This is a genomic window from Streptomyces sp. NPDC047022, from assembly GCF_040644155.1.
GTDB lineage: Bacteria > Actinomycetota > Actinomycetes > Streptomycetales > Streptomycetaceae > Streptomyces.
Genome location: NZ_JBEYVV010000029.1, coordinates 62,144 through 87,290, shown reverse-complemented (window position 1 = coordinate 87,290; position 25,147 = coordinate 62,144). Strand labels below are relative to the sequence as shown.

At 71.0% G+C, this 25,147-nt stretch carries 21 protein-coding genes and 1 pseudogene; 11 read left to right on the top strand and 11 right to left on the bottom strand.

Annotation, left to right across the window (positions count from 1 at the left end):
• The first annotated feature begins 808 nt into the window (after positions 1 to 808).
• A complete protein-coding gene (locus ABZ845_RS25235; protein ID WP_360983381.1) occupies positions 809 to 2,026 on the top strand; it encodes a glycosyltransferase family 4 protein in 1,218 nt (405 codons plus the stop codon).
• A gap of 118 nt (positions 2,027 to 2,144) precedes the next feature.
• Here ABZ845_RS25235 and ABZ845_RS25230 read toward each other — a convergent pair whose 3' ends face one another.
• The gene (locus ABZ845_RS25230) at positions 2,145 to 3,548 is read right to left on the bottom strand and encodes a glycoside hydrolase family 16 protein (RefSeq protein WP_360983379.1); all 1,404 of its coding nucleotides are present in this window, start codon (positions 3,546 to 3,548) and stop codon (positions 2,145 to 2,147) included.
• Between the two features lie 451 nt (positions 3,549 to 3,999).
• Here ABZ845_RS25230 and ABZ845_RS25225 point away from each other — a divergent pair, with 451 nt between their 5' ends.
• On the top strand, positions 4,000 to 6,678 hold the full coding sequence (locus ABZ845_RS25225; RefSeq protein ID WP_360983377.1) for an FAD/NAD(P)-binding protein: 2,679 nt from the start codon (positions 4,000 to 4,002) through the stop codon (positions 6,676 to 6,678).
• A gap of 98 nt (positions 6,679 to 6,776) precedes the next feature.
• Here ABZ845_RS25225 and ABZ845_RS25220 read toward each other — a convergent pair whose 3' ends face one another.
• A complete protein-coding gene (locus ABZ845_RS25220; protein WP_360983395.1) occupies positions 6,777 to 7,619 on the bottom strand; it encodes a hypothetical protein in 843 nt (280 codons plus the stop codon).
• An 86-nt stretch (positions 7,620 to 7,705) separates the two neighbouring features.
• Positions 7,706 to 8,146 (bottom strand): annotated as a pseudogene (locus tag ABZ845_RS25215) (DUF4981 domain-containing protein); the annotation flags it as partial.
• Between the two features lie 43 nt (positions 8,147 to 8,189).
• Here ABZ845_RS25215 and ABZ845_RS25210 point away from each other — a divergent pair.
• Positions 8,190 to 8,531, top strand: a complete 342-nt coding sequence (locus tag ABZ845_RS25210) for a YrdB family protein (RefSeq protein ID WP_360983375.1) — start codon at positions 8,190 to 8,192, stop codon at positions 8,529 to 8,531.
• Positions 8,532 to 8,596: 65 nt separating this feature from the next.
• Positions 8,597 to 9,934, top strand: coding sequence for a 6-phospho-beta-glucosidase (locus ABZ845_RS25205; RefSeq protein ID WP_360983373.1), 1,338 nt, complete (start codon positions 8,597 to 8,599; stop codon positions 9,932 to 9,934).
• A 41-nt stretch (positions 9,935 to 9,975) separates the two neighbouring features.
• Here ABZ845_RS25205 and ABZ845_RS25200 read toward each other — a convergent pair whose 3' ends face one another.
• Both ABZ845_RS25200 and ABZ845_RS25195 read right to left on the bottom strand, forming a co-directional pair.
• Positions 9,976 to 11,598: a carbohydrate binding domain-containing protein gene (locus tag ABZ845_RS25200; protein WP_360983393.1), complete on the bottom strand. Its 1,623-nt coding sequence runs from the start codon at positions 11,596 to 11,598 to the stop codon at positions 9,976 to 9,978.
• A 216-nt stretch (positions 11,599 to 11,814) separates the two neighbouring features.
• Positions 11,815 to 12,957 carry an ATP-grasp domain-containing protein gene (locus ABZ845_RS25195; RefSeq protein WP_360983371.1) on the bottom strand — a complete coding sequence of 381 codons (1,143 nt, stop codon included), beginning with the start codon at positions 12,955 to 12,957 and terminating at the stop codon, positions 11,815 to 11,817.
• Positions 12,958 to 13,311: 354 nt separating this feature from the next.
• On the opposite strand from ABZ845_RS25195, the gene ABZ845_RS25190 reads away from it, so the two are divergent.
• Both ABZ845_RS25190 and ABZ845_RS25185 read left to right on the top strand, forming a co-directional pair.
• A complete protein-coding gene (locus tag ABZ845_RS25190; RefSeq protein ID WP_360983369.1) occupies positions 13,312 to 14,220 on the top strand; it encodes a metallophosphoesterase in 909 nt (302 codons plus the stop codon).
• The gene (locus tag ABZ845_RS25185) at positions 14,165 to 14,848 is read left to right on the top strand and encodes a 4'-phosphopantetheinyl transferase superfamily protein (RefSeq protein WP_360983367.1); all 684 of its coding nucleotides are present in this window, start codon (positions 14,165 to 14,167) and stop codon (positions 14,846 to 14,848) included. The genes ABZ845_RS25190 and ABZ845_RS25185 overlap by 56 nt, the downstream gene beginning before the upstream one ends.
• A gap of 60 nt (positions 14,849 to 14,908) precedes the next feature.
• On the opposite strand, the gene ABZ845_RS25180 is transcribed toward ABZ845_RS25185, so the two are convergent.
• From ABZ845_RS25180 to ABZ845_RS25160, 5 genes are all read right to left on the bottom strand, one after another.
• Positions 14,909 to 15,133 carry a hypothetical protein gene (locus ABZ845_RS25180; RefSeq protein ID WP_360983366.1) on the bottom strand — a complete coding sequence of 75 codons (225 nt, stop codon included), beginning with the start codon at positions 15,131 to 15,133 and terminating at the stop codon, positions 14,909 to 14,911.
• Positions 15,134 to 15,351: 218 nt separating this feature from the next.
• On the bottom strand, positions 15,352 to 16,788 hold the full coding sequence (locus tag ABZ845_RS25175; protein ID WP_360983364.1) for an FAD-dependent monooxygenase: 1,437 nt from the start codon (positions 16,786 to 16,788) through the stop codon (positions 15,352 to 15,354).
• Complete coding sequence (locus tag ABZ845_RS25170; RefSeq protein WP_360983362.1) at positions 16,772 to 17,974, bottom strand: MAB_1171c family putative transporter; 1,203 nt, start codon at positions 17,972 to 17,974, stop codon at positions 16,772 to 16,774. The genes ABZ845_RS25175 and ABZ845_RS25170 overlap by 17 nt, the downstream gene beginning before the upstream one ends.
• On the bottom strand, positions 17,971 to 18,507 hold the full coding sequence (locus tag ABZ845_RS25165; protein ID WP_360983391.1) for a toxin-antitoxin system, toxin component: 537 nt from the start codon (positions 18,505 to 18,507) through the stop codon (positions 17,971 to 17,973). The genes ABZ845_RS25170 and ABZ845_RS25165 overlap by 4 nt, the downstream gene beginning before the upstream one ends.
• 32 nt (positions 18,508 to 18,539) lie before the next feature.
• Positions 18,540 to 19,199: a helix-turn-helix transcriptional regulator gene (locus ABZ845_RS25160; RefSeq protein WP_360983361.1), complete on the bottom strand. Its 660-nt coding sequence runs from the start codon at positions 19,197 to 19,199 to the stop codon at positions 18,540 to 18,542.
• Between the two features lie 225 nt (positions 19,200 to 19,424).
• On the opposite strand from ABZ845_RS25160, the gene ABZ845_RS25155 reads away from it, so the two are divergent.
• Complete coding sequence (locus ABZ845_RS25155; protein WP_360983360.1) at positions 19,425 to 20,093, top strand: hypothetical protein; 669 nt, start codon at positions 19,425 to 19,427, stop codon at positions 20,091 to 20,093.
• A gap of 89 nt (positions 20,094 to 20,182) precedes the next feature.
• Here ABZ845_RS25155 and ABZ845_RS25150 read toward each other — a convergent pair whose 3' ends face one another.
• Positions 20,183 to 20,944, bottom strand: coding sequence for a GntR family transcriptional regulator (locus tag ABZ845_RS25150; RefSeq protein WP_360983358.1), 762 nt, complete (start codon positions 20,942 to 20,944; stop codon positions 20,183 to 20,185).
• Positions 20,945 to 21,048: 104 nt separating this feature from the next.
• Here ABZ845_RS25150 and ABZ845_RS25145 point away from each other — a divergent pair, with 104 nt between their 5' ends.
• The 4 genes from ABZ845_RS25145 to ABZ845_RS25130 are packed head-to-tail and all read left to right on the top strand — an operon-like array spanning position 21,049 to position 25,045.
• Positions 21,049 to 22,086 carry an ABC transporter ATP-binding protein gene (locus ABZ845_RS25145; RefSeq protein ID WP_360983356.1) on the top strand — a complete coding sequence of 346 codons (1,038 nt, stop codon included), beginning with the start codon at positions 21,049 to 21,051 and terminating at the stop codon, positions 22,084 to 22,086.
• Positions 22,087 to 22,121: 35 nt separating this feature from the next.
• Positions 22,122 to 23,315, top strand: a complete 1,194-nt coding sequence (locus tag ABZ845_RS25140; protein WP_360983354.1) for an ABC transporter substrate-binding protein — start codon at positions 22,122 to 22,124, stop codon at positions 23,313 to 23,315.
• An 8-nt stretch (positions 23,316 to 23,323) separates the two neighbouring features.
• A complete protein-coding gene (locus ABZ845_RS25135) occupies positions 23,324 to 24,214 on the top strand; it encodes an ABC transporter permease (protein WP_360983353.1) in 891 nt (296 codons plus the stop codon).
• A 15-nt stretch (positions 24,215 to 24,229) separates the two neighbouring features.
• Positions 24,230 to 25,045 (top strand): ABC transporter permease, encoded by an 816-nt coding sequence (locus ABZ845_RS25130; protein WP_360983351.1) that lies wholly within the window; start codon positions 24,230 to 24,232, stop codon positions 25,043 to 25,045.
• The last annotated feature ends 102 nt before the right edge of the window (positions 25,046 to 25,147 follow it).

Sequence of the window (25,147 nt, the reverse complement as noted above, 5' to 3'; positions counted from 1 at the left end):
GGTTGCCATGGCTCCGCCATGACGCCCTCCTCCGCCTTGCGATGCACGGCACCAGACCCCGCTCCCTGATCCGGCCTGATCCAAACGAAAGACCCTTGGGCCTCCCGTTTGGATCAGGCCGGGCTCGCGGGGTCTGGTGCCGCGACGGGGCGAACGTTGCCTGCTGCGGCACTGGTTCTCCTCCCACGGCACAGTTGAGCCGGAAGGGGAGCGACCCGGCTCGCTCCCCTCAACGGCGGCCGACCCGTTCAGGGGCAGAAGGCGGGTTTCACCGCAGGGGGCCTGAAGTCGCAGTCGGAGGGGGTGTTGAGCGTGACGCTGTTGCCGCCGCCGTCGGTGAATCACTTGTCGGCCGGTCGAGTCGACGGACGGATTTCCGCCTGACCGGATCCCGGAGACACGCTCTGTTCCTGGCCTGCGTGGCTGCCCACCGGCGTGCCCGTCCAGGGATCGCCCGCCTGTCGGGGCGAGAGCCCGGCGCGTATGTCGCGCCCCCGTCGCACGCACCGTCCGGGCCTGACGGCGCGCGCCCGCCGTCCGGGTGGCACGGAGGGCATCTCGCCTGGCCGGGGCCCTGCCGTCTTAATCTGATCTCATGTCGCGTCGCCCGCCCCGCCGCCCTGTGCGCGCGCTCACCCTGGCCCTTTCAGTGGCCTGGGCAGAGCTGCGCCACGACCCTTTGCGCGCGGTCCTGTTCGCCGTACGTCCGCTGCCGTCCGGGGCAGGGCGTTCACCGGGAGCGCGGGAGCGTCTCCTGGCCGGGTCCCCCGCCCGGGTGCAGCCACCGCCGGGACGTCCGATACGGCCCGTGCCCGGACGCGTACTGCACCTGGTTCCGGAGGGGCTTCCACACGGGCATGCCGGACCCGCCCTGCGCACGCAGGCGCTCGCCCGGGCGCAGTCCGCTGCCGGACTCGACCCGCACGTGGTGACGCGGATCGGCTTCCCGGTGACCCAGGGGGTGTTCGACGCACGGTCCCTGGACCTGCTGGAGGGCGTGCCCCAGCACCGCCTGCTGCCGCGCTGGTTGCCGTACGGCTCCGGACCCGCCCTCGCACGCAACGCGGAACTCGCCGCGCGGCTCGTGGAACGGCTGCGCCCCTCGGTGCTGCACGCGGCCGGTGACCACGGCGACGGACGTGTCGCGCTGGCCCTGCGCGACGCGTACGGGCTGCCCGTGGTGCACGAGGTGCGCGACTTCCCGGAGGAGAGCTGGCTGGCCAGGGCACCCGGACGCTCCCGCGACGACACAACATACGTCGCGCTGCGAGAGCTGGAGACCCACTGCATGCGCGAGGCCGACGCGGTCCTGACGCTGGGCGAGGCGATGAAGGCCGAGATCGTCTCGCGCGGTGTGCCCGAGGAGCGGGTGCGCGTCGCCCCCCACGCGGTCGACCCGCTCTTCCTCACACCACCGCCCGACGGCAGGGCCCTGCGCGCAGGCCTCGGCATCGGCCCCGAGGACTATGTGATCGGCACGGTCGGCACCCTCACCCGCTCTGAGGGCACCCACACCCTCCTGGAAGCCGCGGCCCGACTGCGCCGCCGCGGTGCTCCGGTGCGGCTGCTGCTCGTGGGCGACGGCCCCGAACGCCGGGCGCTGGAGACCGCGGCCGCGCAACTCGGTCTGACCGACGGAACGGTCCTGTTCACCGGCATGGTGCCGCACGGCCAAGTGCGGGCGTACCACGGGGTACTGGATGTGTTCGCGCTCCCGCGCACGGACGATCGCGTGTGTCAGCTGGTGCCTCCGTACGAGCCGGTCGAGGCGATGGCGAGCGGTCTTCCCGTGGTGGCGAGCGATCTCACGGCCATGAGGGAACTGGTCGAACACCGGGTGAGCGGAGTACTTGTCCCGGCGCAGGCCCCTACGGCCTGGGCGGATGCCCTGGAAGGGCTCTTCCACAGCCCGGAGAGACGACAGGACTGGGGAGCCGCGGGCCGGGCCTTCGTGGCCCGCGACCGCACGTGGATCCGGGTCGCCGCGACGACCCGGGCCACGTATCACACACTGGGGTGCCTGTGAGGCTCTCTCGCGACGGTGACCGAGGACCCCCGTCCTGCCCGTCCGGTGGGCAGCGTCCGGTCCGCTGGTACCTGCCCGAGGGGGCGGCGTCATCGGCCGCCCCGCCCGGGGCCTTCCTTCAGTGACCGAAGTCGAACCAGTTGACGTTCACGAAGTCCGCGGGCTGGCCGCTGGCGAAGGTCAGATACACGTCGTGCGTCCCTGTCACCGCGCTGATGTTGGCCGGGACAGTCCTCCAGCTCTGCCAGCCGCCGGTGTTGCCCACCCCGAAACTGCCGATGGGCGGATTGCCGCGGCCGTCCAGGCGTACCTCCACGAGGCCGCTGACCCCGGACGCCGCACCGCTCGCCACCCGCGCGAAGAACTGGGTGGCCGCCGTGGAGCCGAAGTTCACGCCCTTGTACAGGGCCCAGTCGCCGTTCGCAAGCCAGCCGATGTTCTGGCCGCCGCCGGTGTCCGTCGTCGTCTCGGTGCCGACGCCCGACTGGCCGTCGTACGACTCGGCCTGGACGGCGCCGTAGGCGTCCCGGTTGCCCGGGGGCGGGGGAGTGTTACCGCCCCCGCCGCCCGAGGACTGGAGTACCTGCACGTAGTCGACCACCATCGGATGCCCGGACTCGGTGGCGCCCGTCGGGCCGCCGCCGAACGCCGCGGGGAAGCCGCCGCCCATCGCCACGTTCAGGATGACGAAGAAGCCGTGTTCGGTGGCGTTGGCCCAGGTCGTCGCGTCCACCTGGTTCGCTGTGACCGTCTGGTAGACGACGCCGTCGACGTAGAAGCGGATCGCCTCCGGGCTCACCGAGCGATCCCACTCCATCGTGTAGGTGTGGAAGCCCGACTGGCAGGTGGCGCCGGGGCACGCGGTGGAGTTGCCGAGGCCCGTGGTCTCGTTGCACGGGCCGCCGGGGTTGGTGCCGCAATGCATGGTGGCCCACGTCTTGTTCAGCCCCTGGACGTTCTCCATGATGTCCAGCTCGCCGACGCTCGGCCAGTTCTGGTAGTTGCCGCGGTAGGGCGCGCCCAGCATCCAGAAGGCGGGCCAGTAGCCGGCCGCCGCGTTGCCGGTCACATCGGGCATCTGGATGCGGGCCTCCACGCGCAGCTTGCCGCCCGCCGGGGGCTGGAAGTCGGTGCGGGTGGTCTCGATGCGGCCCGAGGTCCAGTTGCCGGAGGCGTCGCGGCGCGGGGTGATGAGCAGATCGCCGTTGCCGTCGAGTGAGACATTGCTCGTGCTGGAGGTCATCGTCTCGACCTCGCCGGTGCCCCAGTTGGCGGCTCCGCCCGGGTACGAAGTCCCGGTGTCGTACTGCCAGGCGGATGTGTCGACTCCTGATCCGGCCGTGCCGTTGAAGTCGTCCAGGAAGACCTGGGACCAGCCGGAGGGGGGTGTGGGGGCGGAGGCGTCCGCGGGCGGAACGGCGGCCAGGGCGGCCGTCATGGCGAGGACTGTCGTGCCGACCGCGGCGACGAGCGCGCGGCGTATTGGTAGGCGTCGTGTGGGGGTGCCGGAAGTGTGCGTCATGGGCTGCCTCTTCACGTACGGAGTGGGGGCGTGCGAGTGCGCCGAAAGCGGGGGAGACGCTTCAATGTGCGTGAGAGCGCTCCCACGCCGCGCGGACAATGTGCTCTCCGCCACTCGGGGACGTCAAGAGGTGAAGCCCGCAAACTCCTTTTGTTGTAACGGAGTTCAGGGTCTGAAGCGGACTGCCGCAAAGGAGTCCGGGAAGCTGACGGTCCGGCCCGAGCCGGGAGCCTGCGGCACGCTCTCCTCGGACGGCCGCCTCCGCGTGCGCGTCACGCGTTTGCCGTATGGGTTGAACCTCTGAACCCGAGGCGCGCTTCCTGGTACTCCTGGGCAGACATTTGGGGAGACTGGGCCGAAAGCCTCGTTGTCCCGGTGCCACCGATGCGGGACAGAGTAGAGATTGGGTGTCCCCCGATGTCCCCGGGCCCCACGACCGCCGGAGGTAGACTTGATCCAGGCCCGCGCGCCGCACACCGTCGCCGTCGTCGGAGCCGGCGCGGCCGGAGCGATGACCGCCATCCAGCTCTGTGAGACGGCGGCGCGCCGTCGTACCCCCCTCGACCTGGTGCTGGTCGACCCGGCTCCGGAGGCCGGACGCGGAACCGCCTACTCCACCCCCGACCCCCGGCACCGGCTCAACGTGCCCGCGGGAGGCATGAGCTGCTACCCGGACGACCCCGGCCATCTCACCCGCTGGCTGTGCCGCCACGGCGAAAGCGGCATCACCGCCGCGGACTTCGTCCCGCGCTACCGTTTCGGCGCATACGTCGCCGACACCCTCGGCCAGGCCATCGTCCGCGCCCATGGCGTGGTGCGCGTACGCCGGGTGCGGACACGAGCTCAGGCCTGGGCGGACGGCGCCGACGGGCGGATGGAACTCCGGCTGGCGGACGGCGAACTCCTGGCCGCGGACAGCGTGGTCCTCGCCACCGGACCGGCCGCCGGGAACGGCGGATGGGCCCCGCCCGGGCTGCGGGAATGGTCCCGGTTCATCGCCTCGCCCTGGGCCCCGGGCGCACTGGAGGCACCACTCGGCGACACCGCCGATGTGCTGCTGGTCGGTACCGGCCTGACCGCCGTCGACCTGGTGCTCAGCCTCGACCGCCCCGGACGTGCGCTGCACGCGCTCTCGCGCGGTGGTCTGGTTCCGCAGCCCCATGCCCTGACCCCGGCGGGTGCGATGGCCCCGCCGGAGGGACTGCGCGGGGCGTCCCTGGAGCGGATGCGACGGTCCGTGTACCGCCATGTCGGCCGGGCCGTACGCCTGCACGGCGACTGGCGTCCGGCGCTCGACAGCCTGCGGCCCCTCACGGCGGAACTGTGGCAGGGCCTGACACCGCATGAGCGTGCCGAGTTCCTGGAGCGGGACGGGGCGCTCTGGAACACGCACCGGCACCGGATGTCGCCGCCCACGGGCGAAGCGCTCGCACGGGCACGGGCCGCACGGCGGCTACGGGTGCACGCGGGGCGTATCGCCGCGGCACACCCCGGAGCGGACGGCACGGTGACCGTGACCCTCGCCGACGGTCGTGAGCTGCGCGCCGGATGGGTCATCGACTGCACGGGCCCGGGCCCCCGCCCGGACGACTCCCTGTGGCGCTCGCTCCTCGACGCCGGGGCCGCCGTATCCGGCCCTCTGGGCTTGGGCGTGGCCACCCGTGACGGACGCCTCCTGGACGCCGAAGGCCGCGCCGGCCGGCCGCTGTTCACCCTCGGTGCCCCGCGCCGCGGCGAGCTGTGGGAAACCACCGCCGTCCCCGAGATCCGGACACAGGCCGCCGAGCTGGCCCGGGACCTGCTCGCCCCGCTCACCCCCGCGCCACGCCCCTCCCGCCGCCGTCCCCTTGACGGACACGGGCTCCCGCTGTCCACGCACGCCGAGGCCGCCGCCGCCCACCGCGCCGGACTCGACCGCGTCCTCAAGGTCAGGTCCGGCGCCGAGGACGCCTTCCGCAGGGCGGTCACGCTCGACCCGGGCTTCGCCCTCGGCCACGCCGCCCTCGCCCTGCTCGGCCACGAGTGCGGCGCCGACGTCGACGTACCCCGGGCCCTGGCCGACGCACAGCGCTGCGCGCAGGAGCGGGCCGACGACCGTGAACGCTCGTTCGTGGACGTGGTCACGCACCGCGTCCACGGCACGGACACGGACGGCTCGGTACTGCTCAGACACCTCGACGGCCACCCGGGCGACGCGCTCGCCCTGGCCGCGGCCGTGCCGACCATCGCCTTCTCCGGTGTCGCCGACCTGGACGACGACTACGCCCTGCCGCTGGTGGAGCGGGCCTCGCCCGCCTACGACGGCCACTGGTTCCACACCTCGCTGCTCGCCTTCCTGCGCCAGGGCCAGGGCCGCTACCACGAGGCGGGCGAACTCGCCCACCGTGCCCTGGCCGCCGAACCCGCCTCGGGGCACGCCGTGCACGCGCTCGCCCACGTCCACTACGAGTCCGGCGCCCATGAAGCGGGCCGTGACTGGCTCGACAGATGGGTGTCGGGGCAGGGGCGCGGGGCCGTCCACCGGGCGCACTTCTCCTGGCACATCGCGCTGCACGAACTGGCTCTGGACGATCCGGCCGCCGTCCGCAGGCGGTGGTTCGCGCAGCTCGCGCCTGGCCGCGTCCAAGGGGTGCGGGCGCTGGTCGACTCGGGGTCGCTGCTGTGGCGGGCGCGGCTGAGCGACAGCTGGCCGGGTGAGATGCCCGCGGAGGACGTGCTCGACTGTGTCGCCCGGGAGGTCGTCGAGCGGCCGGCGACCGCGTTCACGGCGCTGCACGCGGCCGTGGCGCTCACCGCCGTGGGCGATGTGGCCGCCCTGCGCAGGCTGCGCGACCACGCGGCCGGAGCGGACACGGTGCAGCGCGAGGTCATTGTGCCGCTGTGCGAGGCGTTCACCGCGCTGGTCGAGGAGCGCTTCCAGGAGGCGGCGCGCGGCCTCGACGCCGTCCTGCCCGTGCTGCGCAGGGTCGGCGGCAGCGCGGCCCAGCGCGAAGTGGTCGAGGAGACCCTGCTGTACGCTCTGGTCGCGGCCGGCCGCTGCGAGGCGGCGCGTCGGCTGCTCGACTCCCGCCTGGAGCGCAAACCGGCCCCCAGGGACCGGCGGTTGATGGCCGCTCTGCCCGGCCGGTGACGGCGCGGCCGGAAAGGAGAAGCACCTTTCCGGCCAAGAGGCGCACCTAGGGCCTGGCGTACCTCCTGGCCGGGGAGCACCCCGGCCAGGAGCGCGCGTCACTGCTGGCGGTACGAGTACACGGTCGTCGCGACGACGCACACGCCGGGCTGGACCACCTCCGCGCGGAGAACGCCGCGAGCCGCGTCGTAGTCGACGCCCTCGGCCTCGAACGTGCCGGTGCACAGGCTGCGCTGGGGCAGTGCGAGCAGGTCGGTCACCCGTCCGGTGATCGGCTGCCCGTCCAGCTTGTGCGGCAGATCCACCTGGAGCAGCGGCCGGTCGTCGGGGAACAGCTGTCGCGAGCCGTCGTCCGAGACGCACACCAGCCGGGTCTCGTTCACGAAGTCACAGGCCTGGATGTTGCGCACGGGCTTGTCGAGCGTGATCTGCCCGGCCTGCGGCAGCGCACCGCCGGTGCGCGGGGTGGAGGGGTTGAGCAGAGGGGTGGGGAAGACCTGGAGCCGGTTCTGGTCACCCCACTCGCCCGACACCATCCACTGGCTGTCCGGGGAGACGCTGTCGAAGGAGTTGTTCAGTGCCTCGCCGGAATCGAGCTGGTGGACGTAGTCGTAGCGCTTGCCGTCCGGGGTGGTCACCTCGAACATCTTCGACGTCGCCGTGTCCGGGCCCTGGTACGCGTCGAAGGTGTAGCCCTGTGCGATGTCCGGGTCGCCGACGTGGTTCCAGCCCTTGATGCGCAGATCCAGCGGGATACTGCCGAGCCCTCTGTACAGCAGAGAGCCGTCGGCCCGGCTCGCGAGGCCCTCGCCCCCGGTCAGGCTGCCGGTGTACGCGGTGCCCGTCTCCTGCCAGGAGGGGGTGGCGGCCACCGAAGAGACGGCCGTGCTCAGGGTGAAGGCGGCCGTTAAGGCGGCCAGAGCGAACAGTTGACGCTTCATCATCATGAACCTGCCATGTTGAGGGAGATGGGGAGGGCATAGAACCATGGATCGACCCGCACGGTCACCGTGGCGGACGCGCGTCACCGCAGCCGTACGCGCGGTCCGGACACCTCCGTGCCCCGCGGCGCCCACGGCTCGTCGTCCGCCGTCCGGATCCGCAGCGTCAGCCAGGCCTCACCACCGTGCTCCGGCAGGGCGAACGGCAGGTGCACGGCGGACGACTCGCCCGGAGCGAGCCGGGGAAGCGCCGCCGGGGCGGTCAGCGTGCCGCCGTCCGCGAACGACAGCTCCCACTCCGCGCTGAGCCAGTCGAGGCCGCGCAGGCGCTGGCGGTTGGCGATGACGATGCCCTCGTGCCGGAAGCACTCCATGCGCACCGGCGAGCCGTCGCCGTACAGCCCCGTATCGCCGCGCCCGGCCGCTCTCGCGTCACTCACGCGCTGGAGGATCCCGCGCTCCCAGGGCTCCCGGATGAAGCCGCCCTGAAGGCCCGGGGTGGACTCGATGGCGGCCCGGTGGCCCGCGCCTGCGGCGGCGCTACGATCACCCGACCACGAAGGAGTTGTCATGCTCAAGCCGCTGAGATCCCTCAATCTGCTGCTGATGTTCCTGCTGGAGCTGGCCGTGTACGCGGCGGTCGTCCTGTGGGGCGTGTCCGCCGACGGCCAGTGGCTCGTGAAGGTGCTCCTGGGAGTCGGCGCCCCGGTGGCCATGATCGCGGTGTGGTCCCTGTTCGGCTCGCCCCGGGCGCGGTATCCGGCGCGCGGGGCGGGACGCGTGGCCCTGGAGGTGCTGTGGTTCGGCGCCGGTGCCGCCGCACTGGCCGCCGCCGGGAGACCGGTCTGGGCCACGGTCTTCGTCTGCCTCTACGTGGTCAACGCGGCGCTCCGCCTGCTGTGGAAGCAGTGAGCCCTCCCGCCGCCGCGGCGTCGGGGAGGTAACGTCACCACCTAGCGCGGCGGGAAGGCGGGGACGTGGACCTGACGATTCTGGGCGGCGGCGGATTCCGGGTGCCGCTCGTGTACGGGGCACTGCTCGGGGACCGCGGCGAGGGACGCGTCACCCGTGTGGTGCTGCACGACATCGACGCCGGGCGGCTGTCCGCCGTCACCCGGGTGCTGGCCGAGCAGGCGGCGGGCGTGCCGGACGCGCCCGAGGTGAGCGCCACCACGGACCTGGACGAGGCCCTGCGCGGGGCCGACTTCGTGTTCTCCGCGATCCGCGTCGGCGGTCCCCGGGGCAGGGTGGACGACGAGCGGGTGGCGCTCGCTCGGGGCGTCCTGGGTCAGGAGACGGTCGGCGCGGGCGGCATCGCGTACGGCCTGCGGACCGTTCCGGTCGCCGTCGACATCGCGCGGCGGGTGGCGCGACTGGCCCCGGACGCCTGGGTCATCAACTTCACCAACCCCGCGGGCCTGGTCACCGAGGCCATGTCCCGCCACCTCGGTGACCGTGTCATCGGTATCTGCGACTCACCGGTCGGCCTGGGCCGCCGTATCGCCCGGGTGCTCGGCGTGAGGCCGGGGGAGGCCTGGATCGACTACGCCGGCCTCAACCATCTCGGCTGGGTACGCGGCCTGCGTGTCGCGGGACGCGACGAACTGCCCCGCCTGCTCGACGATCCCGTACTGCTCGGCTCGTTCGAGGAGGGCAGGCTCTTCGGCGCCGACTTCCTGCGGTCACTCGGCGCGATCCCCAACGAATACCTGCACTACTACTACTTCAACCGCGAGGCCGTACGGGCCTACCAGCAGGCGGACAAGACCCGCGGCGCCTTCCTGCTCGTCCAGCAGCGTCATTTCTACGAGGAGTTGAGCCGCCCGGAAGCCTCGGCGTACGCGACCTGGGACCGCACCCGTGCCGAGCGCGAGACCACGTACATGGCCGAGAACCGGGAGACGGCCGGAGCGGGCGAGCGCGAGGAGGACGACCTCTCCGGCGGCTACGAGAAGGTGGCACTCGCCCTGATGCGGGCGATCGCCCGCGACGAGCGCAGGACCCTGATCCTCAACGTGCGCAACCGCGGCACGCTCTCGGTGCTGGACGCCGACGCGGTCGTGGAAGTGCCGTGCCTGGCCGACGCGAACGGCGCGCATCCCGTTGCCGTGGACCCGCTGCCCGGCCACGCCGCCGGACTGGTGTGCGCCGTGAAGGCCGTCGAGCGGGATGTGCTGTCCGCCGCCGGCTCCGGTTCGCGCGCCACGGCCCTACGGGCGTTCGCGCTGCATCCGCTGGTCGACTCGGTCGCCGTGGCGCGGGGGCTGCTCGAGGACTACATCGCCGTGCACCCCGGACTGGCGTATCTCAGGTAGCGGTGTGGGGGTGTCCGGCCGGACACCCCCACACCGGGCTCTCAGCCGGTGAACCCGGCCGTGATGGACGTGAACTGCCAGTTGTCCTGGCTGATGCCGGAGCAGTTGCTCACCACGCCGCCGCCCGCGCACGGCCGGTCACGGTTGACCGCCCAGTACGCCAGCCGGGCGATGTGGTGCGCGTTCGCCCAGTCCCGGACCTGCTGCCAGATCGCGGGAGTCGTGTTCTCCTGCTGGTCGGACAGGCCGTTCATGCCGGAGATGCCGATGTGGGAGTACGCGGTCGCGTCGTCCCAGCCGAAGGTCGACTTCAGCTTGGCCTTCAGGCCCTCGGCGGCGTTCACGGTGTTGCCGTACATGTCCGAGCCGCCGCCGAAGTCGAACGGCATGATCGTGAACACATCGATGTTCGCGTTCAGCGACTGCGCCTGCTCGATGAGACGGTTGCCGTAGTAGGTCGGACCGGTCGTCGAGGTGCCGAAGGTGACGATGGTCCGCAGGCCCGGATTGTTCGCCTTCACGGTCCTCAGCGCCGTGAGGATCTTCGCCTGGACCGCTTCGTTCTCGAACTCGTCCGTGTTCTCGATGTCCATGTCGACCGCCTTGAGGCCATAGGCGTCGATCACCTTCTGCAGAGCCCCGGCGAGCGCGCTCGCGGAGGAGCAGTTGGCGCCGAGCTTGCTGCCCTGCCAGCCGCCGAACGACGGTACGACATCACCGCCCGCGGCGCGGATCTGGTTGATGACGCTCTGGTCGGTGCCGCCGGTGAGCGGCCTGCTGCCGTCCCAGGCGGGAGTGCAGCCGCCGGAGTCCAGCATGAACGCCATCGTGTACGCCTTGATCCCGGTCGCGCTCATCACCGAGGTGGCGCTCGGCGGGTCTCCCCAGCCGAGGTAGAGGTACGGCGCGGCCTGCTTGAACCCGGAGCCGCCGCCGCTGCCCGCGCTCGTGGTCACGGCAACGGCGTTGGAGGCCGCCGAGACGTTCCCGGCCGCGTCTCGCGCCTTGACCGTGAAGGTGTAGGAGGTGCTGGGCGCCAGGCCGCCGACCGTGGCCGAAGTACCGGAGACGCTGAGCACCCGGTTCGCGCCGCTGTAGATGTCGTACGCCGTCACGCCGACGTTGTCCGACGAGGCCGACCACGAAAGCGACACGCTGGAGGACGTCTTGCCGGTGGAGGCCAGGTTCCCGGGCGCGGTCGGCGGCTGTGTGTCCGAGCCCCCGCCGCCTCCGCCCGGGCCGTCCAGGCTGAAGTCGTCGGCGTAGTACGTGCCTTGCGCGTACCACCCGTGGACGTAGACCGCGGCGCTCGTCTGCGAGGCACCGGTGGTGAAGGAGACGGAGAGCCGGCTGTAGGCCGACGGGGATGTCGTCCAGGTCGAGGCACCGCCGTCCACGCCGAGGAACACATAGCTGCCGCGGACCCAGCCGCTGAGGGTGTACGTGGTGTTCGGCTGGACCGAGACGGTCTGGGCGCACTGGGCGTCGTCGCTCGATGTCACCGCCCCCGCGAGGGCCTTGGACCCGCCGTTCACGGGGCTGGAGACGACCGAGCCGAGATTGCCGGTGCAGGACCAGGGGGAGAGCCCGCCCGATTCGAAGCCGGGGTTGGAGAGGATGTTGGCCGCCTGGGCGGTCCCGGGGAGCGCGACCGCTCCGGCCATGGCCAGGGCGGCGGAGCCCAGGAGGGCGAAGAAGGCGCGTCTGGAACGTCCGAGAAGTGTGCGCACGCGATCTCCCTGAAGGAAATGGGGGGTTCGGGGAGTGCTGGGGAGTGCAGAAGGGTGCGCAACCAAGTTGGTATGGACCAATCGCGGTGTCAAGGCTTGGGGGAGGATTGGTCCATACCGGTGGGTGAAGATCTCTCCGGGGCTGACGTCCTACAGGGGCAAGGCCTGCGCCGCACCGATCCCGGCCTGGTTCACCGGGCCGACCGGCACCGCGGGCACCACCGGAGGCTGGACCGGCTCCGGCTCCTCGGCTCGCTGATGCGGCAGCGAGGCGGAGCGCAGGGGCCGCGGGCCCGACACGACCGTGTAGTCCGTGCCCAGGAACGGCGGCTTCACCTCGCCCGGATCCTCACCGAGTGCCAGCTGCACCGCCGCCCACGGGGCGTTGACCCCGCACTGGGAGAGCTGGTGCAGTCCTCCGGCCGGACGGGTGTTCACATCGAGGAGCACGGGCTGGTCGCCGTACATCCGGAACTGGATGTTCGAGAGGTAGTGCAGCCCGAAGCCCTCCGCCAGCCGGATCGCGGGCTCCAGCCACTGCTCGCGCAGGGTGAAACCACGGCGGCGGCCGTTCTTGGTGCGCCCCACCGCCATACGGATGCGGTTGTCGCGCCCGGTCAGGCAGTCTACGGAGACCTCGGGCTCCTCCAGGCGCGGCATCACGAGCCAGTCGACGGGTTCCTCAGCCGCGCGCACCGCCTGCACCACCAGGTCCAGGGGCACGTACGCGCTCGGAAACCCGCTGAGGTGCACCAGCGAGAAGGGGGCACGGGTGACGGTGCGGAAACCCACGCCACCGGCACCCGCCGCCGGTTTGAAGCAGGCCCGGTGACCCACGGCCTCCAACTCTTCAACCGCGGCGATGAGTTCGTCCTCGCCGGTGACCCGCCACCACGGCGGTACCGGAACCCCGATCGCCTGCGCGGCCCGGTAGGCGGTCGCCTTGTCCTGGAACACCGCCACCGCCTCGGCGGAGGGCGCGAGGAGGGCCGTACCGGCCGCCTCGAACTCGGCGCGGTGCGCGACGATGGCCTCCTGGTGCAGACGAGGCACGAACACATCGATACCGCGGCGCGCGCACTGGTCGAGCGCGTACTCGACGTACGCCGCCGGGGACAGGCCCTCCGGCTCCAGATCGGCGGTGTCCGCCGCGGCAAGCACGGGCGAGTCCGGGTCGCCGTGCGTGGCGTGGATCTCCACGGCGCGGTCGCTGGGATTTCTCCGCAGCTGATCCATGAAGAACACGTTCTCCGCGTACGTGCGGTTGAGCCAGACGCGTACGCGAGAGACCATGCAGGCCGCCTTTCACGGTATGCGGGCAGGGCAGAGCAGGCCGTGCCCGGCCAGGGGAGGGGGAGGCACACCGAACCGCCGTACGCGAAAGGGCGTCCGTGGCGGTTGTGTTGGGGCGATCATAGGGCCTTGTGCGCCCCGTCACGGCTACGCGCGTGTTACGGATTCGCGTGGCTTGGGTGCCGTGGAAGAGAACGAGACCCGATCGCGGTGGGCAACGCACCCGCGAAGCGTTTCGGACAAGGTTCCGGCGGATTCCGGAGCCGCCCGGGAGCCGGTCGCGGGTCGCTCTTGTCCGTGGACGGCACGATGTGTTCTTGTGTTCCCATTCAGCTTTCGAAAGGGGCGGCGACGGTGGAGTCGACGGACAGCCGTGGACAGCTGCTCGCCATCAGTGACCTGCACATCGGATATCCCGAGAACCGTGCACTCGTAGAACAGATGCACCCCTCGTCGGAGGAGGACTGGCTCCTCGTCGCCGGAGACGTGGCCGAGACCGTGGCCGACATCCGCTGGGCCCTGGAGCTGCTCGCGGGCCGATTCCGCAAGGTCATCTGGGCGCCGGGCAACCACGAGCTGTGGACCCACCCGAAGGACACCGTCACGCTGCGCGGCGTCGAGCGGTACGAGCACCTGGTCGCGCTGTGCCGGGAGCTGGGGGTGACGACACCCGAGGACCCCTACCCGGTCTGGGAGGGACCCGGCGGGCCGGCCGTCATCGCCCCGCTCTTCCTGCTCTACGACTACTCGTTCCTGCCCAAGGACTGCGCCACCAAGGAGGAGGGGCTCGCCTACGCGCAGGGCACCGGAATCGTGTGCACCGACGAGCACCTGCTGCACCCCGACCCGTACCCGAGCCGGGAGGCGTGGTGCCGGGTCCGGGTCGCGGAGACCGAACGCCGCCTCGAGGCCGTCCCCGACGGACTCCCCACGGTGCTGGTCAACCACTATCCGCTGGACCGGCACCCCATGGATGTCCTGCGGTACCCCGAGTTCGCCATGTGGTGCGGCACCCGGCTGACCGCCGACTGGCACCGGCGGTTCCGTGTCGCATGCATGGTCTACGGTCATCTGCATATTCCGCGGACCACCCACCACGAGGGCGTCCGCTTCGAAGAGGTGTCGGTCGGATACCCCCGCGAATGGGGCCCGCGTCCGGGACCACCCGGCAAGCTGCGCCGCATTCTGCCGATGGAGGTACACGCAGGTGTTCGAGGAGCTGCTCCCGGCGTCGGTCGCCGTGATGGAGGCGCACGACGGTGACGAGATAGCCGAGGGTGCTTTTCTCTATCCCGAGGAGCAGGCCGCCGTCGCCCGGGCGGTCGAGAAACGGCGGCGGGAGTTCGCCGTCGTACGGGCCTGCGCGCGGCGGGCCATGGCCAAGCTCGGGGTGCCCGAGCAGCCCATCGTGCCCGGTGAACGAGGGGCACCGCGCTGGCCGGACGGTGTGATCGGCAGCATGACGCACTGTGAGGGCTTCGGCGCCGCGGCGCTGGCGCGGGCCGGGGAACTCGCCTCGCTGGGCATCGACGCCGAACCCCATGAGCCGCTGCCGGATGGCGTCGCCGATGTGATCACCCTTCCGGCCGAGCGGGAGCGGCTGCGGGACCTCACCCGCAGCCACCCGTCCGTCCACTGGGACCGGCTGCTCTTCAGCGCCAAGGAGTCCGTCTACAAGGCATGGTTCCCCCTGACCGGGCAGTGGCTCGACTTCCTCGAGGCCGAGATGGCGATCGACCCGGGCGACGGCCAGGGCCTGCGCGGGGCCTTCCGCGCGCGGCTGCTTGTCCCGGGGCCGGTGGTCGCCGGCCGCCGTGTCGAGGTGTTCGAAGGTCTCTGGACCATCGGGCGCGGCCTGGTCGCGACGTCCGTCGTCGTGACCAACACCTGAGTCACCAAGGAGTCGGGGACCCAAGGGGTAGAGGACCCAAGGACCCAGGGATCCGAGGACTCACCGGGGGCACCAGTCCCCGAGGATCCGGAAGAACTCCTCCTCGGTCCCGGTGAGTCCCGCCTCCGCCAGGGCGCGGTCCGCCTCGGCGAGTGCGGCGGTGGGCACCACGGGTGGTCGGCGCGGATCGGGCGGACCGTCGAAGGCTGCGCGAACGGTGCTCAGGAGACGAAGATACGCCTGCACGGCGGCGCGTTGGCGGTCGGTCAGGACGGCGGTCGTCATGGGTCGGCTCTCCCCGGGTCGGCCGGGCGACGGGAGTCGCACGGCGCTATGTGCACGGCACACGCCCGCCCGGTTCGCGGGCGGTGCCTTGCGCCCGGGTCGGCGTACTTCAAGCTTGCCGTGCGCCACTGACAATCGGGCGCCGACCCGGGCCGCGCAGGGGGGAGTTGCAGCCACCGGTGGGCGGTGGTGCTGCCGGTCGCGTGGCCGTACCGGGATCAGCTCAGGGCGTCCGAGCCGTCCGGTGTGCGCCGTGCGGTCTCCCGCTCGATGTCCGTCAGCGGCGGTGCGACCAGCCGGGGGAGGCGCGGTCCTCGGAGCACCGCCAGGACGATCTCGGGCCTGACCAGGGCCGTGACCGGCGCGGACAGCGTGATCACGGAGAGGAAGGCCTTTGCGACGAGCGGGCGGCCGGGCGCGGTCACCATGAGCCGGTCGACGTAACGGCCCAGAAGCCGCTGCAGCGGACCGGGCTGCTCGCCGACAGCGCCGGGGTAGCGGATGTCGTTGCTCGTGGCCAGTTCCCAGGCGACCGACACCGGACGTGCCACGGCTTTCTGCACCTGCCGGGCCAGGCCCCTTGCCGCGATGCCGTCCCGGACCACGTGGTCGCGCAGAGCCATCGCGCCTTGCGCGGCCACCGTCATCCCGTGCCCGTAGACCGGGTTGTACGTCGCCACCGCATCGCCGAGAACGACGAAGCCCTCGGGCCAGGAGCCGACCTTCTCGAAGAATCGCCGCCGGTTCACGGTGCTTCGCGTGACGACGACGTCCGACAGGGGCTCGGCCCCCGAGATGAGCTCGCCGACAAGGGGGTGCCGGACCCCGCGTGCGAACGACTCGAACCGGTCGGCGGAGCTGCTCGGCTGGCCGCCCCGTGTGCCCGACAGGGTCACCAGCCATCGCCCGCCCTCGACGGGCACGATGGTCGCGCTCTGCCCCGGGACGGGATCCGAGGCGTCGGGCTGCACATTGATGACCGGATGATCCTCGGCGCCCCCCGGGGCACGGAAGAGCCTGCTCGCGTATCCGAGCCCGGAGTCGACCTCCTCCAGCGGAGCCTGCGCGACTCCCAGCGCGTCTAGCCAGCGGGTCGCCCGGGAACCGCGGCCGGAGGCGTCCACCACGAGTCCGGAGGCCAGGACCCGCTCCGTGCCCTCGGGGGTGCGGACCCGCACACCGGTCACCCGGGAGGCGTCGCCCTCGAGAGCGAGGAGTTCGGTGTCCGGCAGGAAACTGACTCGCGGATGCTCGGCCAGTCGTGAGCGGACCACCGAATCGAGGAGGTCGCGGCTGCAGGAGATCATGAATTCCATCTCGGGCCAGCGCCGCATCCAGCCTCCCTGCGGCTGCAGCGTCACAAGGCCGGTGGGGAGCGGGATCCGCCGGGCGCCGGCCGCCAGCCATGCGTCGGTCACCCCGGGGAGCAGGCTCTCCATGGCGCGTGCGCCGCCGGACCACAGGAGATGTGCGTGACGTGCCTGCGGCAGGCCCTTCCGGGGCTCGGGTCCTTCGGGCAGCCGGTCGCGCTCGATGATCGTCACGTCGGTGTGTGCGCACAGCGCGGCCGCGGCGAGCATGCCGGCCATGCCGGCACCGATGACCACGGCGTGTCGAGTTGCCGCGCCCTGCGAGGCGTTAGCGGGTCTCTTCATGGAAGTCGCTCTCTGACCTGGTCGCGGTCGTCGCTCGGACGGCCGCGACAACGGGTGACTGACGCAAGGCGGTGGACATCCCCACGAGATCGCGGGGACCCTCGGCGTGCGCGGGTGCGTCGGCGTCCGCCGCGCTGATGACCCTGCCCTCCGGGTCGGCCGCCTTGGCCCGCACCGCTGCCGTCACCATCGCCGCGTCGGCCTCCGCCCGCGCCCGGCCGGGTTCGGAACCTGCGGCAACCGCGCTTTCGTACGCGTCCGAACGCACCTCGGAGTCGAAGTAGGGGTACAGCGCGAGCATCCCGTCGTGGATGTCGGACTCCCTCTGGGTGACCTGGAGTTCGGCGGGAGACCACCATGAGATGCGCACCGTGCGGTCCGCGTGGGCGGAGACAGGCTTCAGTTCCCGCCACAGCGGGCCCAGACGACGGTAGGTCGACCAGGTGCTCCACGTGTCTCCGATGCGCTGGCAGGCCAGCGGTACGCAGAAGCCGACGGCGCTGACCTGAGCTCCGACGGAGGCGAGGACAGGCGCCGTGTCGGTACTGAGGTAGTCGAGGTCGTGGCCGTTCCAGCGGGCGACGACGGCGGTGAACTTGGCCGCCGCGTAGGGGATGTTGAACATGAAGCCGAAGGCGATGATCAGCAGCCCGGCGCGCAGCCAGCCGTGCACTTGCAGCGCCCAGCGCCAGCACATGACGTTCATGGCGACGCCCGCGACGGTGAGCGCGGCGAGGTAGAGCACGATCATCTCGCGGATGAACGGGGTGTTGGCGTAGTACGTGTCGAGGTCCCGCAGCCGCTCGAGCGGTGCCCGGCCGAGGGCGAACAGCACGATGATCGAAACGCTGACGACTCCGTACCCCGCCATCCAGCGACGTGAGAGTCGGCGGGTCACCTCGGGCGGACCACCTCGCCAGTTGATGATCAGCACCAGGCAGGAGGCGCTGAAGGCACACAGGAGCGAGTAGACCAGTGGTGCCGAGACGTTGGGGATCCCGGTGATGTGGTTGACCTGGGCGATCGTCGGCGGGGCCGCGAAGAAGAAGACCAGGCCGGCGAGCACCAGCAGGGTGCACACGGACCGCAGCAGGGGATCACGCCACGCGCGCACCAGCGCCGGGGACTTGACAGCGGTGGCGACGGCCATCGCCACCGCCGGCAAGTAGTAGCTCGAGTCGTTCACGCCTCGGCCCTGGGCCCCCGGTATCCGAGCGACGCCTCCAGCCGCCCGGCCAGATCGTCACGCTGCAGGGGCCGGCGCAGGGACGAGCCCGGGAGCCAGGTACGGCACTTGCTGGCCAGCAGGAGTCCGAAGCTCTCCGCGTCCTTCTCGTCGGCCAGGTCGAACCGGGTCCGGGCGGCGACCTTCCGCACCGTCGCCCGCAGGTCCGCGTCGTCGCTGAGCAGACGTGCCGCGACCGCGGCGCCGTCCACATGGTGGCCATGATGTCCGGCGTTCATGTGCCACAGTTCGTGGCCGAGTATCACCAACTGGTGGTCGGGGACGGTACGTTCCTCAATGACGACCAGGTCCTGATCGCTCATGTCGAGCCAGAGGCCGCTCGCAGTCCCGGGCGGGAAGGCGGCCGTACGGAACTGGACGGGACGGCCGCGCCGTCTGCTCATGCCGTCGCACAGCGCGGCGTACAGCTCGGCGGGCTCCGCCGGTGCCGGAATCGACAGCTCCGCGACCAACTCGCCGCACAGGCGGCGCATTTCCCTTCCGATACCCACGAATCTCCCCCGCATCAGGACCCGGGCCGCCTCACGCTCTCCAGCAGCATGTCCAGCCACTCGGCGACCTTGTCCCGGTGCTGGTCGGTGGGCAGCTGAGCCGCCCGCCAGGCGATACCGCGGACGCCATGGTCCTGGAGGAGCCGCTCCAGAGGGTCGTCGGTGACCTCGGCCGCCGCCGCGCGCTCGCGGTCGGCGAGTTGTTGCAGGAGCTCCTGTTCACAGCGCTGGAGGGCACTCGCGAGCGCCTCGTGGTCCTCGGCCGTGAGGAATCCGGCGTGCACTCTGAAGAAGCGCTGGATCGCGTTGCAGTGCTCCATGGTGGGACGCCGGTCCCCGTTGATGAGGGCGCCCGCCTGCTGCCGCGACATGCCCGCGCCGTCGGCGATCTCCTGCTGGGTGTACTTGCGGCCGTTGGGTTTGAGCCGGGTGTGGCGCAACAGGTCGAGACGTTGCAGGAAGCGCGCCTGCAGATCCGGTTCCCCGGCGGGCAGACCCCTCAGCAGCGCCCTCACCACCGGCTCCGGTACGCCGGATTCGACCGACAGACGCGGGACGTCGAGGATCTCCTCGCGCGGCACACCCAGCCGGCCGGCCAGGGCGGTCACACGGGCCACGACGGCCGGCAGCAGACCCGTCGCCGTGGCGCCCGGAACCTCAAAGCCATCCGTCACCGACAGGTCTCCTACGTCTCTCTGGTCGTCGTGGTTGTCGTGGTCGTCCTGAACCAACCGGAGATTAGCCGTTTCCTCGAACTCACATCCAGGTCTCGCCACAACTGTGGCGAGATTCGGACGTCAACGCGCGCCAAATGCCACGATAGTTGACACGACTCGATCGGGAGCAGCAGGATCAAGGCGCCGCGTGAAGGCCGCAAGGGCAAGAGGGGTGACCTCCCGATGGGGATTCAGGCAGGAGGGCAGCGGTCGCAGCCGCGTCCCGTCCCCGACAGCGCCGAAGCACGGGCGTACCTCCAGGACTACGCCGCGCTCATGGAGGCCGTGCCGTTCCCGTCCGTGGTGTTCGACCACCGCTGGGACGTCGTCGTGGCCAACACCGCGTTCCACACGCTCTTCCGCGCCGTCGCGCCGCATCCGACGGCCATGCCCGGCGACAACTTCCTGCGGTTCGTGCTGTTCCACCCCGATGCCGCGACCGTGCTCGGGGAGCACGAGGCGAGCTGGTGCCTGCCGATGCTGGCGCATTTCGCCGAGGCGGTGGAACGGTACGGCCAGGACCATGAACTCCAGTCCATCCGCCGGGACATCGCGCAGGATCCGATCATGGACGCCGCCTACCGGCAGGGGCTGCCGCACTGGATCCGCGCGGTCGGGCCGGAGGCGACGGAGCACGACGGAGCGGTGCGTCCGCTGCTGCACCCCGACCCGCGCTGGGGCGCGGACTGCAGGGTCGTGCGGGAGACCCCCAAGACCCTGCGGGACGTGGGGTATTCGAGGCTGACGCTGGTGCTGCGCGAGGCGCGCCGCCCGGTGTCCGTACTGCGCACCGGCCATAGGCCCCGGCGCACCGCGAGCCACCTGAGCGTGGTCCCCGCCTCGAGCGACTGAGACCGCCGCTGGGCAGCTCCGGCTCCGTCGGCGTTCAGGTCGCCGACGGCGCCGGAGCTCGGAGTCGCACGGAGGAAGGAGCCCGTGCTTCACAGAGCCAGGCGCAGCGCGATGAGCCGTGCCGTGGATTCCCGGACACACCTCTCGGCCAGCTCCCTGGCCGCGTCATGGGCGCCGTCCCGCACCGCCGTGATCACTGCGCCATGGCGGGCCGCCACCTCCTCGCGGTAGGTGTCGTCCCCGAGGACCAGGCACAGCAGCGCCCCCACCTCCGTCTGCAGCGCGACCTGCTCCCGGGTCAGCCGGGCGGACTGGGCGGCGGCGGCCAGCTCCACATGGAACCTGCCGTACACCCGGCTGCGCGCCGCCGCGTCCTCGGCCGCCGCGAACTCGTCCAGGGTGCGGCGCAGCGGCTGGAGGTCCTCCGGCTCGGTGCGCTGGGCGGCGAGCAGGGCGGCGGCGCCGGACACCGCCGCCCAGTGGTCGCCGAGGTCCCGCAGCTCCTCCGTGCTCCAGCCTGCCAGCCGTACCCTGATGCGTTCCTCGGCAGGGACGGCGGGCAGCGAGACGAAGCTGCCGCCGCCACGGCCCCGCCGGGTGGTGACCAGACCCTGCTGCCGCAGCGCCATGAGTGCCTCCCGCAGGGTCACGGTGGACACGCCGAGCTGTCCCGCCAGCTCGCTCTCGCCGGGCAGCTGCTCCCCGTCGGCGAGCAGGCCCAGCTCGATGGCGTCGCCCAGCCGGCGGACGACCGTCTCGACGCGTGCCCGGGTGTCCACGGGAGTGAACACGGCTCTGCGGGCCCCGCCGTCCCTGCTGTGCTTCACGGCGTTGTGCTTCACGGCCACCACCTTGTGCGTTGACTCAAGCTTTACCTTAATGGGGTCTTGAGATTTGAACTATGAATTCATATCTTTTTGTTCAACGTAAGGATGCACCAGAAAGGTTCCCGGCCATGGAGGGAAGCGCGGTCCGACTGCGGGGGCTGCGGAAGGATTTCGGCGGCACCACTGCCGTGGCGGGTGTTGATCTGGACATATCCGACGGCGAGTTCTTCTCGATGCTCGGCCCGTCCGGCTCCGGCAAGACCACCGTGCTGCGCATGATCGCCGGCTTCGAGAGCCCCACCGCGGGGACCATCGAGCTCGCCGGGCAGGAGGTCACCGGGCTCGCCCCCTTCGAACGCGACGTGCACACCGTGTTCCAGGACTACGCGCTCTTCCCGCACATGACCGTCGAGCAGAACGTCGCCTACGGTCTCAAGGTCCGCAAGGTCCCCAAGGCCGAGCGGCTGGAGCGCGCCCGCGAGGCGCTGTCCGGCGTACGCCTCGAAGGCTTCGGCAAGCGGCGGCCCGGACAGCTCTCCGGCGGCCAGCGACAGCGGGTCGCGCTCGCCCGCGCGCTCGTCGGCCGCCCCCGGGTGCTTCTGCTGGACGAGCCTCTCGGCGCCCTCGACCTCAAGCTCCGTGAGCAGATGCAGGTCGAGCTCAAGGCGCTCCAGCGTGAGGTGGGCATCACCTTCGTGTTCGTCACCCATGACCAGGAGGAGGCCCTGACGATGAGCGACCGTATCGCCGTCTTCAGTCAGGGCCGCATCGAGCAGGTGGGCACCCCCGCCGAGATCTACGAGCGGCCCGCCAGCGCGTTCGTGGCGTCCTTCGTGGGCACCTCGAACCTGCTCCAGGGGGAGGCTGCCGAACGGGTCGTGGGCGCCACGGGCACGTACAGCATCAGGCCCGAGAAGATCCGGGTCCTCAAGGACTCGGCCGACGCGGACGAACCCGGGCACTCCACCGCCGCCGGCACCGTCGCCGAAGTGGTCTATCTGGGCGACGCCACCCGGTTCCTGGTGGACCTGGACGCGGGCGGCCGTCTCACCGCCCTCCAGCAGAACCTGGAGACCTCCTCCGAGGACGTCGCGGCCCTCCGCGGCTCCCGGGTGCGCCTCCAGTGGCACCGCCGCCACACCGTCCAGGTCCCCGACGCCCGCTGACCCCCGTCAGGCCCTCGTCACCCATGGAGAACGTCGTGCGTCTCACCCGTACCATCCAAGCCGCGGCCGCCGTCACGGTGCTGCTGGCGGCGGCCACCGCCTGCGGCTCGGGCGGCTCTTCCTCGTCCAAGGGCCTCAACCCGCCGGACCTGAAGGAGCAGTCGAAGCTCGGCAGGAGCGAGGGTCAGGTCAACCTCATCGCCTGGGCCGGGTATGTCGAGAACGGCAGCAACGACCCCAAGGTCAACTGGGTCGGTGACTTCCAGAAGCAGACGGGCTGTCAGGTCCACTCCAAGGTTGCGGCCAGCTCCGACGAGATGGTCAAGCTGATGAAGACCGGCGAGTACGACGCCGTCTCCGCCTCCGGCGACGCCTCCCTGCGACTGATCGCCTCCGGTGATGCCGCCCCCGTCAACACCGGTCTCGTACCGAACTACAAGGATGTCTTCGGCGATCTGAAGCTCCAGCCCTGGAACTCCGTCAAGGGAAAGGCGTACGGCATCCCGCACGGCCGAGGCGCCAACCTCCTCATGTACAACACGGACAAGGTCAAGCCCGCGCCGACCTCGTGGTCCGCGGTGTTCGACGGCGCGTCCCGGTACAAGGGTCACGTCACCGCGTACGACTCCCCGATCTACATCGCCGACGCGGCGCTGTATCTCAAGGCCACCAGGCCCGAGCTGAAGATCAAAGACCCGTACGCGCTCGACCAGAAGCAGTTCGACGCGGCGGTGGACCTGCTCAAGAAGCAGAACGCGAATGTCGGCGAGTACTGGGGCGACTACCTCAAGGAGGTCTCCGCCTTCAAGAGCGGTGACTCGGTGGTCGGCACCACCTGGCAGGTCATCGCCAACCTCGCGAAGCAGGAGGGCGCCAAGGTCGAAGCCTTCGTCCCCAAGGAGGGTTCGACCGGCTGGTCCGACACCTGGATGCTCTCGTCCAAGGCCAAGCACCCCAACTGCGCCTACCAGTGGATGAACTGGATCATCTCGCCCAAGGTCAACGCCCAGGTCGCCGAGTACTTCGGTGAGGCGCCCTCCAACGCCACGGCGTGCGCCGAGACCAGCGACAAGAACTTCTGCACCACCTTCCACGCCGCCGACACCGCGTACTGGAAGAACGTCGCCTTCTGGAACACGCCCATCGAGCAGTGCCTCGACGGCCGCACGGACGTCAAGTGCGTGCCGTACGCCAAGTGGGTCCAGGCATGGACCGAGATCAAGGGCTGAGAACGACCATGACCGCCCCCCTGCCCGCCGCCGGACGGACCACCGTCCGGCGGCTCGCCGGGCTGCTGCACCGCCGCCCGCGGCTGCGGCTGTCCCTGCTGATCACCGCCCCGCTGCTGTGGCTGGCCGTGCTCTACCTCGGCTCGCTCGGCGTGCTGTTCGTGTCCGCGTTCTGGACGACCGACTCCTTCACCTCCGAAGTGGTGAAGACCTGGTCGACGGACAACTTCCACGACCTGCTGACGACACCCGTCTTCCGCGAGGTCATCCTGCGCAGCGTCGGCGTCGCCCTCGCGGTGACCGCCCTGTGCGCGGTGATCGCCTTCCCGCTGGCCTTCTACACCGCCCGCGTCGCCCGGCCCCGGTGGCGCCCCCTGCTGGTGGTCGCGATCCTCACCCCGCTCTGGGCGAGCTACCTGGTCAAGGTGTACGCCTGGCGGCTGATCCTGTCCGAGGGCGGGCTCGCCGACTGGATGCTGAAGCCGTTCGGTCTGAGCGGCCCCGGCTTCGGACTGCCCGCGGCGGTCCTCACCCTGACCTACCTCTGGCTGCCGTACATGATCCTGCCGATCCACACGGCCCTCGAGCAGCTGCCCTCCGGCCTGCTGGACGCGTCCGCCGATCTCGGCGCGCGCCCCTCCCGCACCTTCCGCTCGGTCGTCCTGCCGATGGTGCTGCCGTCCGTCGCCGCGGGCTCGGTCTTCACCTTCTCGCTCAGTCTCGGCGACTACATCACCGTGCAGATCGTCGGCGGCAAGACCCAGCTCATCGGCAACCTCGTGTACTCCAACATCGAGCTCAACCAGCCCATGGCCGCCGCGCTGGGCACGGTTCCGGTGGTGGTCATCGTGCTGTACCTGCTGGCGATGCGCCGTACGGGCGCGCTCAGCAGCCTCTAGAAGAGGTCCCTCGTCATGCAACTGTCCCGCTCCGCGCGCATCGCGCTGCGCGTCGCCGCCGCCCTCGGCTTCGCCGTCATCTACGTCCCGCTCGCACTCGTCCTGGCCAACTCCTTCAACCCCGACCGCAGCGCGAGCTGGCCACCGCCCGGGTGGACCCTCCACTGGTGGTCGGTCGCCTGGCAGAACGCGGGAGCCCGCGACGCGCTGTGGGTCTCCGTGAAGGCGGGGCTCGGCGCCACGGCGATCGCCCTGGTCCTCGGCACGCTGATCGCCTTCGCGGTGGCCAGGTACCGCTTCTTCGGCCGGGACGCCATCTCGTTCGTGGTCGTCCTGCCGATCGCGCTGCCCGGCATCGTCACCGGCATCGCGCTCAACTCGGCGTTCGGTACGGTGCTCGCGCCGCTCGGCGTCGGCCTCGGCCTGTTCACCGTGGTCGTGGGGCATGCCACCTTCTGCATCGTGGTCGTCTTCAACAACGTCGTCGCGCGGCTGCGCCGCACCTCGGGCACCTACGAGGAGGCCGCGATGGACCTGGGCGCCGACACGTTCCGGGCCTTTGTCGACGTCACCTTCCCGCTGGTGCGTTCGGCGCTGGTCGCGGGCGCGCTGCTGTCGTTCGCCCTGTCCTTCGACGAGATCGTGGTCACGACGTTCACCGCCGGACCGGGCATCGAGACCCTCCCGATCTGGATCTTCAACAACATGACCCGCCCCCAACAGGCCCCGGTCGTCAACGTGGTGGCGGCGGTACTGGTTCTCCTGTCGGTCATCCCGATCTACTCGGCCCAACGCCTCTCGGCGGACACGGCCACGGAAAGCAGGATCTGAGCCCTGCGGAACAGCCTGCCGACGGCGAAGACGCTCATCTCGCGTACCGCTGACATTCACACGGGCGCCATCGCGCCCTTTCCTGACGTTCGGTACTCCTGG

Coding starts and splice junctions, on each gene's coding strand:
- ABZ845_RS25155 (WP_360983360.1), top strand. CDS start 19,425: ATGGGGATTCAGGCAGGAGGGCAGCGGTCGCAGCCGCGTCCCGTCCCC.
- ABZ845_RS25165 (WP_360983391.1), bottom strand. CDS start 18,507: ATGCGCCGCCTGTGCGGCGAGTTGGTCGCGGAGCTGTCGATTCCGGCA.
- ABZ845_RS25230 (WP_360983379.1), bottom strand. CDS start 3,548: ATGACGCACACTTCCGGCACCCCCACACGACGCCTACCAATACGCCGC.
- ABZ845_RS25130 (WP_360983351.1), top strand. CDS start 24,230: ATGCAACTGTCCCGCTCCGCGCGCATCGCGCTGCGCGTCGCCGCCGCC.
- ABZ845_RS25195 (WP_360983371.1), bottom strand. CDS start 12,957: ATGGTCTCTCGCGTACGCGTCTGGCTCAACCGCACGTACGCGGAGAAC.
- ABZ845_RS25175 (WP_360983364.1), bottom strand. CDS start 16,788: ATGAAGAGACCCGCTAACGCCTCGCAGGGCGCGGCAACTCGACACGCC.
- ABZ845_RS25200 (WP_360983393.1), bottom strand. CDS start 11,598: ATGGCCGGAGCGGTCGCGCTCCCCGGGACCGCCCAGGCGGCCAACATC.
- ABZ845_RS25210 (WP_360983375.1), top strand. CDS start 8,190: ATGCTCAAGCCGCTGAGATCCCTCAATCTGCTGCTGATGTTCCTGCTG.
- ABZ845_RS25220 (WP_360983395.1), bottom strand. CDS start 7,619: ATGAAGCGTCAACTGTTCGCTCTGGCCGCCTTAACGGCCGCCTTCACC.
- ABZ845_RS25135 (WP_360983353.1), top strand. CDS start 23,324: ATGACCGCCCCCCTGCCCGCCGCCGGACGGACCACCGTCCGGCGGCTC.
- ABZ845_RS25180 (WP_360983366.1), bottom strand. CDS start 15,133: ATGACGACCGCCGTCCTGACCGACCGCCAACGCGCCGCCGTGCAGGCG.
- ABZ845_RS25145 (WP_360983356.1), top strand. CDS start 21,049: ATGGAGGGAAGCGCGGTCCGACTGCGGGGGCTGCGGAAGGATTTCGGC.